The sequence below is a fragment of the Chryseobacterium sp. CFS2 genome, assembly GCF_036543225.1.
Classification (GTDB): Bacteria; Bacteroidota; Bacteroidia; order Flavobacteriales; family Weeksellaceae; genus Chryseobacterium; species Chryseobacterium culicis_A.
Map to the genome: position 1 here is coordinate 18,931 of NZ_JAZHQU010000013.1, position 13,660 is coordinate 32,590.

12 protein-coding genes and 1 tRNA gene are annotated in these 13,660 nt (G+C 36.3%); 5 read left to right on the forward strand and 8 right to left on the reverse strand.

The window, feature by feature from the left end:
* Positions 1-54 precede the first annotated feature (54 nt).
* Positions 55-2,250: a peptidase domain-containing ABC transporter gene (locus tag ODR02_RS22245; protein ID WP_309513585.1), complete on the forward strand. Its 2,196-nt coding sequence runs from the start codon at positions 55-57 to the stop codon at positions 2,248-2,250.
* Between the two features lie 143 nt (positions 2,251-2,393).
* Positions 2,394-3,692 (forward strand): HlyD family secretion protein, encoded by a 1,299-nt coding sequence (locus ODR02_RS22250; protein WP_209786040.1) that lies wholly within the window; start codon positions 2,394-2,396, stop codon positions 3,690-3,692.
* Between the two features lie 429 nt (positions 3,693-4,121).
* Here ODR02_RS22250 and ODR02_RS22255 read toward each other — a convergent pair.
* The 7 genes from ODR02_RS22255 to greA all read right to left on the reverse strand — a co-directional run bounded on the left by ODR02_RS22255 (position 4,122) and on the right by greA (position 10,069).
* Positions 4,122-4,195 (reverse strand) — tRNA-Met (locus tag ODR02_RS22255).
* 44 nt (positions 4,196-4,239) lie between these two features.
* Entirely contained in the window at positions 4,240-5,532 is a 1,293-nt protein-coding gene (locus ODR02_RS22260) for a TlpA family protein disulfide reductase (protein WP_209786041.1), read from the reverse strand.
* A gap of 61 nt (positions 5,533-5,593) precedes the next feature.
* Positions 5,594-5,812, reverse strand: coding sequence for a signal peptidase (locus ODR02_RS22265; RefSeq protein WP_209786042.1), 219 nt, complete (start codon positions 5,810-5,812; stop codon positions 5,594-5,596).
* Positions 5,813-5,817: 5 nt separating this feature from the next.
* Positions 5,818-7,821, reverse strand: coding sequence for a T9SS type A sorting domain-containing protein (locus ODR02_RS22270; protein WP_309513586.1), 2,004 nt, complete (start codon positions 7,819-7,821; stop codon positions 5,818-5,820).
* A 74-nt stretch (positions 7,822-7,895) separates the two neighbouring features.
* Positions 7,896-9,083, reverse strand: coding sequence for an ATP-dependent Clp protease ATP-binding subunit ClpX (clpX, locus tag ODR02_RS22275; protein ID WP_105684646.1), 1,188 nt, complete (start codon positions 9,081-9,083; stop codon positions 7,896-7,898).
* 69 nt (positions 9,084-9,152) lie between these two features.
* Positions 9,153-9,542: an HIT family protein gene (locus tag ODR02_RS22280; protein WP_209786044.1), complete on the reverse strand. Its 390-nt coding sequence runs from the start codon at positions 9,540-9,542 to the stop codon at positions 9,153-9,155.
* Between the two features lie 56 nt (positions 9,543-9,598).
* Positions 9,599-10,069 carry a transcription elongation factor GreA gene (greA, locus tag ODR02_RS22285; protein ID WP_047429224.1) on the reverse strand — a complete coding sequence of 157 codons (471 nt, stop codon included), beginning with the start codon at positions 10,067-10,069 and terminating at the stop codon, positions 9,599-9,601.
* Positions 10,070-10,178: 109 nt separating this feature from the next.
* On the opposite strand from greA, the gene ODR02_RS22290 reads away from it, so the two are divergent.
* The 3 genes from ODR02_RS22290 to ODR02_RS22300 all read left to right on the forward strand — a co-directional run bounded on the left by ODR02_RS22290 (position 10,179) and on the right by ODR02_RS22300 (position 13,014).
* Positions 10,179-10,634, forward strand: coding sequence for a hypothetical protein (locus ODR02_RS22290; protein ID WP_209786045.1), 456 nt, complete (start codon positions 10,179-10,181; stop codon positions 10,632-10,634).
* Between the two features lie 5 nt (positions 10,635-10,639).
* Complete coding sequence (gene dtd, locus ODR02_RS22295; protein WP_209786046.1) at positions 10,640-11,089, forward strand: D-aminoacyl-tRNA deacylase; 450 nt, start codon at positions 10,640-10,642, stop codon at positions 11,087-11,089.
* Between the two features lie 266 nt (positions 11,090-11,355).
* Positions 11,356-13,014 carry a S8/S53 family peptidase gene (locus ODR02_RS22300; RefSeq protein ID WP_309513587.1) on the forward strand — a complete coding sequence of 553 codons (1,659 nt, stop codon included), beginning with the start codon at positions 11,356-11,358 and terminating at the stop codon, positions 13,012-13,014.
* Between the two features lie 85 nt (positions 13,015-13,099).
* On the opposite strand, the gene ODR02_RS22305 is transcribed toward ODR02_RS22300, so the two are convergent.
* Positions 13,100-13,612 (reverse strand): hypothetical protein, encoded by a 513-nt coding sequence (locus ODR02_RS22305; protein ID WP_309513588.1) that lies wholly within the window; start codon positions 13,610-13,612, stop codon positions 13,100-13,102.
* Between the last annotated feature and the right edge of the window lie 48 nt (positions 13,613-13,660).

Genomic DNA, 13,660 nt, shown 5'->3' on the forward strand with positions numbered 1-13,660 from the left:
ATTAAAGTAAAAATGTCGTCATTCATTGACGGCATTTTATAATGAGTAGTAGTTTTGAAAAAAAAGTTTCCTTTTTATAAGCAACCAGATACCAAAGACTGCGGCCCTACATGTCTCAGGATCGTAAGTAAGTATTATGGTAAAAGTATATCCCTGCAACAGATCCGTAACCTTTCCGAAACAACACGTGAAGGAAGCAGCCTTCTTGGGCTGAGCGATGCCGCAGAAAACCTCGGATTCCGCTCAATGGGTGTCCAGATTGATTTCAACACCCTCACAGAAGAGGTTTCTTTCCCTAGTATAGCACACTGGAATAAAAACCATTTTGTGGTAGTATACAAAATTGACAAAAACAATAAAGTATATATTTCAGATCCCAGTTATGGGCTCATCACTTATACCAGGGAAGAATTCATCAAATCCTGGATTGGAGAAAATGCCAACGAAAATACAGAAGAAGGAATTGTCCTGATTCTTGAAACTACGCCGGCATTCTTTCAGACAGAATTTGATGCTGAAGAAAGTAAGGCAAGCTTTACATTCCTTTCCAAATATCTTCTTAAGTATAAAACGCTTGTTGTACAGCTAGCCATAGGGCTTTTAGGAGGAAGTTTACTTTCTCTGATATTCCCGTTTCTTACCCAGAGTATTGTAGACGTCGGGATACAGAACCAGGATATTAATTTTATCTATGTGGTGTTACTTGCACAGATTATGCTGTTCCTGGGAAGAATGGGAATTGAGACTATCAGAAGCTGGATCCTTCTCCATCTTTCAGCAAGAATTAATATATCGATCATCTCCGATTTCTTTATCAAATTAATGAAGCTTCCTATAAGTTTCTTCGATACAAGAATGACCGGAGATATTATGCAGAGGATTAATGACCACCACAGAATTGAACAGCTTTTAACAAGCTCTTCATTGAATACATTATTCTCATTGGTCAATCTTATTATCTTCAGTATTGTATTATTATTTTATGATTACAGGCTTTTCATTGTTTATCTTGTAGGAGCCGTATTATATGTTGGCTGGATCACTTTCTTCCTGAAAAAGAGAAAAGAACTTGACTATAAGAGATTCTCTCAGGTATCTCAGGAACAGAGTAAAGTAATCGAGCTTATCAACGGTATGCAGGAAATTAAAATGCATAATGCTGAGAAACAAAAAAGATGGGACTGGGAATTTCTTCAGGTAAAACTATTTAAAATCCGAATAAAATCACTCTCATTAGAGCAGTGGCAATCTGTTGGAGGTAACTTTATCAATCAGATGAAAGATATTCTGGTGAGTTTCCTTTCTGCAAAGCTCGTTTTAAGTGGAAATCTTACGTTGGGGATGATGCTTTCTGTTCAATACATCATTGGGCAGCTAAACAGCCCGCTTCTACAGCTTATCGATTTTATCAAGCAGACTCAGGATGCTAAAATTTCCCTTGAAAGACTAGGAGAAATTCACGATAAAGATGATGAAGAAGATAAAAATGAGCATTATGTTACAGATCTTCCCAAAAAAGATATCGAGATCAGAGATATGTCATTCAGATATATTGGTTCCGATGTTCCGGTTTTTGAAAACTTAAGCCTTACCATTCCATATCAGCAGACAACAGCTATTGTAGGAGCCAGCGGAAGCGGAAAAACAACACTGCTGAAACTGCTGATGAAGTTTTATGATCCGGATAAAGGTGAGATTAAAATTGGGAATACCAATATGAAAAATATTTCTCCCAGGTATTGGAGAGATCATTGTGGAGTGGTAATGCAGGAAGGTTATGTATTCAATGATACCATTGCCAATAACATTGCTGTTGGTGAAGATCATATTGACAAACAAAAGCTGAGACGTGCTGTAGACATTGCCAATATCAAAGAATTCATAGAAAGCCTTCCGCTAAGTTATAACACGAAAATCGGAAATGAAGGAGTTGGAGTCAGTGGAGGTCAGAAGCAGAGACTATTTATCGCAAGAGCCGTTTATAAATCTCCGGAATATATTTTATTTGATGAAGCAACATCTGCACTGGATGCCAATAACGAGAAAGTGATTATGGAAAATCTTGAGCAGTTCTTCAAAGGCAAGACAGCTGTTGTCATTGCCCACAGACTTTCCACAGTAAGACATGCCGATAAAATCATTGTACTGGATCAGGGAAAGGTGGTAGAAGAAGGAAGCCATGCTGAATTGGTAGATTTAAGAGGCGAATATTACAGACTTGTAAGAAACCAGCTTGAACTAGGAAGCTAAGTCATAATAGAATCCGAAAAGCTTAATATAAAAACATTTTGATATCCGGCAGATATTCCTCCACCATCATAGTATGATAGAATCTGCCCAATTATTTAAATTATATTCCCCTTTAATATAGTGGGAAATTTTACCTCAGAACAATGAAAGAAGACGTTTTAGACAATATAGAACTCCGCTCTGAGAGCGTACAGGATATTCTTACCCAGCCGCCACATTGGATGATCCGCTGGGGAAATACCGTTATATTCATTATCCTCCTGCTTATTCTCTTAATGAGCTACATCATAAAATATCCGGAATTTGTACCGGCACCCATTATTGTAACTTCTCAGAATCCGCCGGAGAAAATAGAAGCAAGAACCAGCTCCAAAATTGAAAAAATATTCATAAAAGATCATCAGGAAGTTAAAAAGAATGACGTTTTAATGGTGATGCAGTCTACTGCAAACTACAAGGATATTTTAGAATTGAAAAACCTGGTAGATTCCATTACACCTGATAAATTATATACCTTCCCTATTGCTCAGGCATCGAGATTCAAACTGGGAGAATTACAAGGAGAATACAACAGCTTTGCGAAAGCATTTCAGGATGAAGCGCTTTTTACAAGACTTCAACCTTATGCACCTGAAAACCTTGCTGCCAATCAAAGTATTTCTGAATATAAAATAAGAATTGCAACGTTAAAACAGCAGAAAAACCTGGAATCCATAAAATATGATCTCACTAAGAAAAACTTCAGCAGATCTCAGGAATTATTCAACCAAGGAGTTATCTCAGCGATGGAACTTGAAAACGAGAAGATCAAATATCTTCAGGCCCAGCAAAACCTTGAGAATATTAAAATCTCCATATCACAAATGGATGAAGGAGTTTCCAATCTGAATAAAACCAAAAGCGGAACTGCCATTAATACAGAAAAAGATAGAATTACCTATTCTTCACAAACCTTACAGCTTCTTGAGCAGCTGCGAAAATCGTTAAAACAGTGGGAGCTGAACTATCTTGTTATTTCATCCACTGACGGCGTTGCCAGTTTCCAACAGTTTTTTGGAGAGAATCAGTTTGTAAAAGTAGGCGAACCCATCATTTCTATTCTTCCTAAAAATAAAGAGCAGCTAGTAGGCAGAATGTCTGTTCCTACAACCAACTCAGGAAAAATAACCCCAGGTGAGAAGGTATTAATAAAACTAGACAACTACCGATTCCAGGAATATGGTATCATCGAAGGAAAGGTGCAGAACATATCTCTGATTCCTGATGAAAAAGGAAATTACTATGTAGATGTGATTTTACCAAAAGGATTAAAAACAAGCTACAATAAAACGCTTACATTCGATAAAGAGCTTAGAGGAAGTGCAGAGATTGTAACACAGGATCTGCGACTGATTGAAAGATTCTTTTATCAGATCAGAAAGCTATTGGGATATCAGGTATGATAAAATCACCTGAACAAAAAATAAAACCCGCTTTACAGATTGTAAGGCGGGTTTTATTTTATCGTATATTTTAAAATTACAATACCAGTAATGGTTTGCAGAAAATCCCTATCTTATTTCTTCGTTTAAAACAGGAGATTACAAGCACTATTTAGTTAAGTAAAGGGTTTGGGTATAAAAAACAAGATCTTTCAAAAAAGGGCAACAATAAGACGAATACGAGAACTATAAAACCATGAGTCTGTCTTAAAAAAGAAAACTCTGATAAAAACTATAATAAATTTGAAGCAGTCATTATTTTCCCTGAATGTTTTATAGAAAGACAAAAATCCTTACAAAAGAAAATCTTTTGAGAGAATTCGAAGGTGAAGTTATGAATCTTTTAAAAGTAAAAACCGCAATCATTAAATCAATGATTGCGGTTTTTTGTAGCGAAGACGGGAATTGAACCCGTGACCTCAGGGTTATGAATCCTGCGCTCTAACCAACTGAGCTACCTCGCCGTTTTGGTGGTGCAAATATAGAAAATATTTCTTTACCTCCAAAATTATTTTACCTTAAAATATTCCAAAACATCTCCAACATGATCTGGTTTACTGATTATCTTATTGTTAGCATCTAAAATAAAATACGTAGGAGTTGCATGAATATTATATAAATCAGTGTAACTGCTGTTCCAACCTCTCAATTCTGAATCATTCACCCAAGGAAATGCAGCAATTTTTTTAGTATATGAATTCTTATCCACATCTAAAGACAACCCTACAATCTGAATATTTTTTGATTTAAGATCATTATATTTTTCCAACAGTTTTGGAAGTTCACTTTCACAGTGTGAGCATGTAGATGACCAGAATACAACCACCTTCTTATCAGCCTTTATATCGTGTAATGATTTCGCAGTGGTATTAACCGGTGACTGGAACTTATAATTAGGAAAAACAGCCCCCATTTCAATGTTCGCATTTGATTTCAATGTAGAAGCAAGTCTATCAGTGATAGTACACTTAAGATTTTTGGCAAGAGACAGATATTTGCTCTTGTATTCCTCCATCTGATATACATCAAAAATATCAATCAATTCTGATAATACCGTCTGCCCTCTTGGAGTCTCTACTTTTAAACGGTCTAATAGTTTATCCACAGAAGCCGCCACATTGGTATTTCCTCCTGAATTCAGATAAGCTACCAATACTGGTCTCAATAAAGATGAGCTTTCAAGCATATCTCCGGATTTGTCCAGAAAGTTAACTATTTCTTCCTGGTCTACTTTTTTAACAGAATCAGGTGAGTTGGAAAGGAACTTGCTGTAATTCGTATTATAATAAGCTATAAATGGATGTTGCGTAGCATCAATAGAACTTGAAGCTCCGGAAAGTCTGTCAATTTCTGTTTTCAGAGCTTTTCCAAAATCCGTATTGTCTTTGTAATATTCTTTGATCTGTGCTAAAGCCGGCAAAATAAGCTCTTTCTTTTGTGAGCCTTCCTGCTGCTTACTCATCAGATTATTTGCTTCATCCAGATAAATAACATCTTTGACTTTATTATTCTGGATATCCAGTTTAAAATTCACATTCTTATTTTCAGAAATAAAACTCACCGTGTTGTTAGAACCCGGGAAATAAACTTTCATCATCCCCATATAGTTGCTTGGGTATTTAAAAGTCCATGTACTATTCTTACTCTGTTCTTTGGTAACAATAATATCTTTTGATCCGTTTAATGTATATAAGATGGCGTCCTGATCTTTAAAATCTGTAGGAGCCTGAATGGTAACAGTAAATTGAGCCTGCAAAGCAAATGCAGCCAAAACCGCAGATAGCGTGTAAATCTTTTTCATAGAGTAAAAATAAAAAAACTCCCTGACTAATCAGAGAGTTTAATATTATTTTAATAAAATTTTATGCTTTTACGCTCTTGTACTTTTTTGTAAAGTAAACAATAAATCCTATTGCTACGATACCCAGTACATATACATACATATCAATGGGTGAGGCAAGTGATCCCGATCCATTTCCTCCCCCTCCACCTCCTGATGGCGGTGGCGATGGTGGACCAGCGTTTGCTAGAGATACAACACATAGGAAAATTGCCAGTACTAGTTTATTAATAGTTTTCATGTGGTTTATTTTAAGATTTTAGTGTTAACAGTTTCTCCCTTATCAGAAACGATTTTTACAACATATGAATTTTTAACTGAGCCATCTAGCTCGATTACAAAATCTCTGGAAGTTTCAACCGCTTTTTTAGAGATTACCAGTTTACCACTCATATCATAAACTTGAATGTCTGCTTTTTTCCAGTTTGGATCAAATCTAACAATATAATTTGTAATTGATGGATCGTAAACCACAAGTGTTTTAGAAATACCTTGAGTTGTTTTACCTGTACCTAAAGTAAGATTACTTGGTTCTCCATAGTACAAGTTAGCTTCTGCATTCGTTACAGCTACAACATCTCCTTGTTTTGCTTCTATTACATTACCATTTTCTGCTTTATAGTAGAAACCAATTCCTGAAGATAACTGGTGTGCGCCAGCTGGAATTAACTCAGCATTTTCTCTGATCTCGAATTTATAAGACTTCACCTGGTCGTAATAGCTCATTAACTTAACATTCTTACCCAGGAAGTTATTTTCATTAGCTTCGTTGATATATAACCAATAGTTTTGATTATTAGTATCATACCCACCATTCAAGGCCTCTTCATAAGTACCAATAAGATTGATACCGGCTGAAGCCTGAACTGAAGTTGCAGCAGAAATCTGGTGTCCTGTTGTTAATGCTGGAGAAACAACAAAATATGTTCTGGAAAGTTCTTTTCCATTGGCATCAAGACCAATTACCCCCAACTGTTTTATTGAATTGCTTACTGTCTTGCCATTAGCCATTTTAGCAGCATTCACATTATAATCAGTACCTGAAGTTCTTGCTGTTGACTTGAATCTTCTTAGTGTATTAAAATTTAAAGTCTGAAGTGTATTATCTCTTAACTTTATTTTAAACGACTGCATAGGTTTTACCACTACCAAATCTACGTCACCAATAAGTGGAGCTACTCCATCACCTGTTGGAACGTAAGTAACTACCTTATTTCCTGTAGCGTAAGTAGAACCATTTGAAAGAGTAACAACTGTACCTGGGTTATATTCAACACCCCAGATATTTTTCACGGCATTTCCGTCAGTTATAGTACCACTTTCAGTATATCCAATACTAGCTAAATCTATATTGGTAAGGAAAGGGTTTCCGAATTGATACCAGTTTTGTCCAAATGTTCCTGCCCACGGAGTTGTAGTAAACTCAAAACTATCATCAAGATAAGTATTGTACTTTTCATTGTACTGGTTTACAGCATTACCGTTGGTTCCAAATACTACGTTAGAAGTACCTAAATTAGATTTCCCAGCGTTCTGTAATGTTAGAGCACTGGCATAAGGAACATATGGTTTTCCATTAATATTAAATACAGGACCAGCCGCACCTGGAGGGGTATTTATAGGAGCACCTGGATTCCAGTCATTATTGTTAACCTTTAGCATATAATAACCTGTAGCATCCCAAGTGGTTGAGGTAGGCGCTAAATTCAACGTAGTAATAGCAACAGCATTCATATTATCCCATTTCAGAATCGGGTTAGCGTTAGCTCCGTGTCTTGTGGTATTGAACGTTTTACCAAGTTCAGTAGATAATGAATTGAAAGCTTTACCTGAGAAAGGTAATGCAACTTGTTGAAAATAATTACCGGTACCATGACTTGTAGTTCTGTATTCTTTAGTTACAATACCTGTAATATTGGACTGGGATAGTCCATCGATGTACAACTGTCCATACGTGGAAGTAGCAAAAGAAGCAGGAGTGTTAAGTCTTAAGATAATATTTCCGCCGTCAGTCTTATCAGCACCGCCAGCATCAATTGTCTTAAAACCATCTGTAGCAGATCCTACAACCATGATATTTCCATGCACGTCCAAAAGGCCATTACCCTTTGTTTGTACACCTCCACCGCTATAAACTAGGGTGCCTTCGCTCACATACATATTAGCATTAGTGTCAACATGACATAGTATCTGCGCCTGAACAGAATAACTAATTGCTAAAAGACCTATAGCAAATAAACTTTTTCTCATTGTATAAATTATTTGTGTGTTAATACAATCTTCACCCGCAAAGGTATTATTATTTTTCTTAAAAAAAAAATATTTTATCTATTAATCAAAACATTATCTTCGGTTAAGACGATCTCTTTCTCCTCTCCTATTGAAAACATATAGTCTTCTAGAACTTTTTCGGTGGTCCCTCTAAGCCCTCTTGCCCCTAATCCTTTTTCAATAGTTTCCTCTACGATTTTTTCAATTGCTCCGTCTGTGATTACCAAATTTGTGCCATCCATTTTAAAAAGTTCCACAAATTGATTCACAATAGAATTTTTAGGTTCCTTCATGATTCTTACCAACGTCTCTTTCGTGAGTTTATCAAGGTAAGTGATGATTGGAAATCTTCCTAAAAGTTCCGGAATTAATCCGAAAGTACGAAGATCAATTGCATTAATATTTGTTAATATATATTCGTCTTCGCCAGTTTTATTAATTTTTTCAGAGCTGAAGCCGATTGCCTGTTTGTTCATTCTTCTTTCGATGATCTCTTTGATCCCGTCAAAAGCTCCTCCTGCAATAAACAGGATGTTCTGGGTATTTACCTGGATATATTTCTGATCCGGATGTTTTCTTCCTCCTTGTGGCGGAACATTTACGATACTTCCTTCCAATAGTTTTAATAATCCCTGCTGTACTCCTTCTCCTGAAACGTCTCTTGTAATGCTTGGATTATCTGATTTTCTGGCAATCTTATCAATTTCATCGATGAAAACAATTCCTTTTTCAGCTTTTTCCACATCATAATCTGCTACCATCAGAAGTCTTGAAAGAATACTTTCAACATCTTCTCCCACATATCCAGCTTCTGTTAAAATAGTAGCATCCACAATACAGAAAGGAACATTAAGTTCTCTGGCAATTGTTTTTGCCAAAAGAGTTTTACCTGTTCCTGTCTCCCCTATCATGATAATGTTCGATTTTTCAAGCTCTACTTCTCTGTTTTCATCCTGAGCGTGAAGCAATCTTTTATAGTGGTTATATACAGCAATGGAAAGCTGCTTTTTCGCTTGATCCTGACCAATCACATACTGATCCAGGAATTCTTTGATCTCTTTTGGTTTTTTAAGCTCCTCCATGCTGTCTGCAGGTGAATACCCTGCTTTTGATGCACCGTCTTTTACGATAGCATGTGCCTGCTCTATACAATTTTCACAAATAAAACCATTCTGGCCAGAAATCAGCATCTGCACTTCATTTCTTTTTCTGCCACAGAAAGAACATTGGTTTGAGTTCATATGATATAATATATATGTATATGTTAAAGAAAATCGTAAAAAATTACTTTTTTACGATTTTCTGGTTTGTTAAGAATTAATAATTGAGTTTTGAATCTCTGTATATTCTTTGTTCGTTAATTTTAATCTTTCATTTCTGAAATTCATGTCTTCCATCTTATTTAAAGGAATCAGATGAATGTGTGCATGAGGAACTTCAAGTCCTACCACCGCTACTCCTACTCTTACACATGGAATTGCAGTTTTGATCTTCTTGGCTACCTCTTGGGCAAATCCCCAAAGGTTTTTGTATTCTTCACTTTCAAGATCAAAAATCAAATCCACTTCTTTTTTGGGTACTACTAAAGTATGTCCCTTCACCAAAGGCATTGCGTCTAAGAATGCAATAAAGTCTTCATTTTCTGCAATCTTATAAGAGGGAATTTCGCCATTAATGATTTTTGTGAATATAGTGCTCATTTTATCAGAAGTTTGGGTTAGTATTTAGAAGTTTAGAAATAGAAAGGGGTATCAGACTATAAAGAGATATCTAATACTTCAAAAGACAGTTTGTTTCCGTTAGGTAAAGTAATTTCAGCAATTTCGCCAATAGCTTTTCCTAACAGACCTTTTGCGATAGGTGTGTTCACAGAAATTCTTCCTGTCTTCAGGTCGCTTTCATTATCCGGTACCAATGTAAATACCTGCTCTTGCTTGGTAGCATTATTTTTAAGTTTCACTGTCGTTAAGATTGAAACTTTTGAAGTATCTAATTGGCTTTCGTCTATAATTTTAGAAGTAGAGATAACATCTTTCAGCTTAGAAATTCTCATTTCCAGCATCCCCTGAGCCTCTTTAGCCGCATCGTATTCTGCATTTTCCGATAAATCTCCTTTATCTCTAGCTTCTGCGATCTGCTGAGTAATTTTTGGTCTCTCCACAGTTTCCAACTGTTCCAGCTCAGCTTTCATTTTCTCTAGGCCCTCCTTAGTTACATAGCTTGCCATAATTTTCAAAATTTAGTTTTAGTATAAAAAAATAATCCGACATTTGCCGGACAATGTTTTCGTGTTGTAATCGTTTAATTTCTACAAATATATAAAAATTTAAATTGAAATGAAAAAAACTTTTTCAATCTTATCTATTTTCATTTTATTGATTATCAGTAATTTATCCATAAACTCATGTGGAAGCAGAGAAGATACTGTGAGCTGCTTTCCCAATGTTCCTATTAATGTATCACTGAATCTAAATCTGCCTGCTTACTATGCTTTAAACAACATCAACGGCTGGATTTATGTGAACGAGCAACAGTCCGGAACCAGAGGACTTATTATTGTCCGAACAGCCAACGGCTTTAAAGTGTATGACAGGAACGCTCCTCATATATGTCCTGATAACAATACGACTCTTGAGGTAAAAGACAATATTGCCATTATATGTCCTCAGGATAATACAAGATGGATCTTAAGTACGGGACAGCCGGAGTCGGGAGCTAAAACATCTCTTCCTCCTAAAACTTACCCATACAGCTACGATGCCCCAAGCAAAACTTTAAATGTTTATTATTAGAATATATGAAGATCGTTATACAAAGAGTTTCTGAAGCCAGCGTAAAAGTAGACGGAAAAATTGTTGGTGAAATCGGAAAGGGATTAATGCTGTTGGTGGGTGTGGATGAAAATGATGAAAAAACAGATGCAGACTGGCTTGTACAAAAGGTTTTAAATCTAAGAATCTTTGGGGATGAAGATGATAAGCTCAATCTTTCTGTGAAGGACATTTCAGGAGAAATCCTTTGCATCAGTCAGTTTACATTGATTGCAGATTATAAAAAAGGGAATCGACCTTCTTTCATAAAAGCGGCAAAACCAGATAAGGCCATCCCTCTTTTTGATTATTTTAAGGAAGCAGTGGCCCAATCCGGATTAAAAACTGAAAGCGGAATCTTCGGAGCAGACATGAAGGTTTCTCTCATCAATGACGGACCTGTTACCATTGTAATGGATTCGATGACCAAAAGTTAACTCAACAGAGGCAAATACATAAAATACATATCCAAAACGTTTCATCTGAAACGTTTTTTTTGATTTAGTAAGCATAAAACTCACGTGTTTTACCCCTCGAAAGTATTAAAAACCGGTAAGCTTTACCATCCATAAATGATGAAATCCCCAATATATAAGGAAAAATGAAAAAGTGAAAATAAATTCACAAAAATGTGATTTGTTTTTATTTTATTACTATTTTTGATGTAAATCAAAACTGATTTACAACCATTTAACAAAATAGTATGAAAACAAAAATCAACCTTTTCGCATTATTTGCGTTCTGTTCTACGCTGTCTTTTGGTCAGGACAGCCAGCCTAAAATGGCCAATGATAAAAATTCAGTTATTTATGTATGCTTTTCAAAAGGCATCAATTCAGAAAAAACAGCTTTCAGCAGAAACGCTGATCTGGAAAGATTTTCAAGAGAAAACCACATTTCATTTAAGTATGATCTGGATTTCACAGACAACAAACTTGACGAGATGGCCAGAAACAGTAAAGCTATTGGAAATTCAACAGAGTCTGTAGAAAAGCTGAAAAGAATTTATAAGGCTGATATTCCCCTTCAAAACAAAGAAGCTTCAGAGAAAATCATCCATACTCTTGAGAGATTTCCTGAAATAGAATATGTATCTGTAATGAGTGCCGAGCCTATAGAACCTCCTCTGGTAAATACCTTTGTGGCTACTCCGGATCTGGAAAGCTTACAGACTTACCTGAATGACAATCCGGGAATCAATGCCAAATACGCATGGTCAAGAGGTATTACAGGACAGAATATTCGTGTAAGGGATGTGGAATATGGTTTTTACAAAACTCATGAAATGCTTTCTAATCAAAACTCTATACAACTTGAACCCGGATATTCCCCGAATGCAGGATTAGCGAATAATAATTACCGCGACCACGGAACTGCAGTTGTAAGTATTTTAGGTTCCATAAAAGATAATATCGGACTTACAGGTGCTGCTTACAGTGCATCTGAAATAAAAGGATATATGGAATGGACCACTGTGGGATACAACCGAGCTTCTGCGGTAAGCCGATCTATTAATGCATCTCAGGCCGGAGATATCATTTTATATGAAATGCAGACTGGCGGAAAAGACGGACAGTATTGTCCTGCAGAGTATGATAAAGTAATATGGGATCTTACAAAAGCGGCTACTGATTCGGGAATCATTATCATTGCAGCGGCAGGGAATGGCAATCAGAATCTGGATGATCCGTTTTATGCCACCTATCTTGCAAGAGGAAACAGCGGTGCGATTATTGTAGGTGCGGGATCACCCAATACCACCCATTCAAAATTAAGTTTCAGTACTTACGGAAACAGAGTGGATGTTCAGGGATGGGGAAGCAGCGTGATGGCGGCAGGTTACGGATCGTATGCAAAATATGATAATGATAACAACAGAACCTATAATTATTTCAGCGGTACCAGTTCCGCTACTCCGGTAGTATCTTCTGCAGCAATTTTGATACAGTCTTTCTATCGTCAAACTACAGGTCAATATTTAACACCTTCAGCGATGAAAAACTTATTAATTTCAACAGGAATTCCCCAAGGAGGAACTGTGACTGGTCAAAAGATCGGGCCTCTTCCTAATGTGAAGAATGCTATTCTTCAACTGGAGGGTAACTTCGCAGCACCTATTAAGACTTTACCTGCATTAGAGGTTAAAATTTATCCTAATCCATCCAGCACTTCTATTGCTATTCAAAGCAGTGAAAATAAGAAATTAGATGTTGAGATTATCAACCTTCAGGGGCGTACCGTAATGAAAAATTCGGTTTTACCTAATGAAAAAATTGACATTTCCCAGCTGCCAACGGGTCAGTATATTATCAATATCAATGAAGGCCAAAGAAGAGTTGTTGAGAAATTGACAAAACTTTAAAATAATAGATTTTTATACATTTTACTTCACACCAAACCCTCTTTCATTTTTGAAAGAGGGTTTTTTATGATAAGTTTTTATAGAATTATTTTGCGGGAACGCTGCTGAAATTAAGAGCTACTTTGATATTCATATCTGAAGAGGTCTGATTTTTCAGCTCATATACTGTTCTTACCGTCAATCCTGAACTTTTTACAATTTCATCCAAAAATCCTGTATCGTTCAGATCCAGATTTAAGCTGGAAGAATTGGTGGAGATATTAGAACGGGAAGCGATCAATCTTTCTCCTGTTCCGTTGGATGACACGTATATTTTAACGGTTTTGAAAGCACTCAGATTTCCTCCTGAAGGAGATGCTACAGAAATTTTCGCATCTGAAATTCTTACATCTTTAATTTTTGCATTGTTATTTCCTCCGAACCATGTCTGTACATTGGCAGCTGTTGCAGTGGAAGAAACTTCTTTATCTGCCGGAACTCCCGTAGAGACTAATACGTTCGTTGTGTATGGAAATGTATTCTGAACCAGCGACTGTACGGTTCCGCAACTTACGAGTACAGCTGAAGCGGCCATTGCTGTTAGAACTATATTTTTCATAATTTTAAATTTTAAACTTCAGAGTTTAGTTTGCAGAAATTGTACCAA

Excerpts from the sequence above, each read along its gene's own strand:
- ODR02_RS22250 (WP_209786040.1), top strand. The coding sequence starts at position 2,394 with ATGAAAGAAGACGTTTTAGACAATATAGAACTCCGCTCTGAGAGCGTA.
- ODR02_RS22260 (WP_209786041.1), bottom strand. The coding sequence starts at position 5,532 with ATGAAAAAGATTTACACGCTATCTGCGGTTTTGGCTGCATTTGCTTTG.
- ODR02_RS22265 (WP_209786042.1), bottom strand. The coding sequence starts at position 5,812 with ATGAAAACTATTAATAAACTAGTACTGGCAATTTTCCTATGTGTTGTA.
- ODR02_RS22270 (WP_309513586.1), bottom strand. The coding sequence starts at position 7,821 with ATGAGAAAAAGTTTATTTGCTATAGGTCTTTTAGCAATTAGTTATTCT.
- clpX (WP_105684646.1), bottom strand. The coding sequence starts at position 9,083 with ATGAACTCAAACCAATGTTCTTTCTGTGGCAGAAAAAGAAATGAAGTG.
- ODR02_RS22280 (WP_209786044.1), bottom strand. The coding sequence starts at position 9,542 with ATGAGCACTATATTCACAAAAATCATTAATGGCGAAATTCCCTCTTAT.
- greA (WP_047429224.1), bottom strand. The coding sequence starts at position 10,069 with ATGGCAAGCTATGTAACTAAGGAGGGCCTAGAGAAAATGAAAGCTGAG.
- ODR02_RS22290 (WP_209786045.1), top strand. The coding sequence starts at position 10,179 with ATGAAAAAAACTTTTTCAATCTTATCTATTTTCATTTTATTGATTATC.
- dtd (WP_209786046.1), top strand. The coding sequence starts at position 10,640 with ATGAAGATCGTTATACAAAGAGTTTCTGAAGCCAGCGTAAAAGTAGAC.
- ODR02_RS22300 (WP_309513587.1), top strand. The coding sequence starts at position 11,356 with ATGAAAACAAAAATCAACCTTTTCGCATTATTTGCGTTCTGTTCTACG.
- ODR02_RS22305 (WP_309513588.1), bottom strand. The coding sequence starts at position 13,612 with ATGAAAAATATAGTTCTAACAGCAATGGCCGCTTCAGCTGTACTCGTA.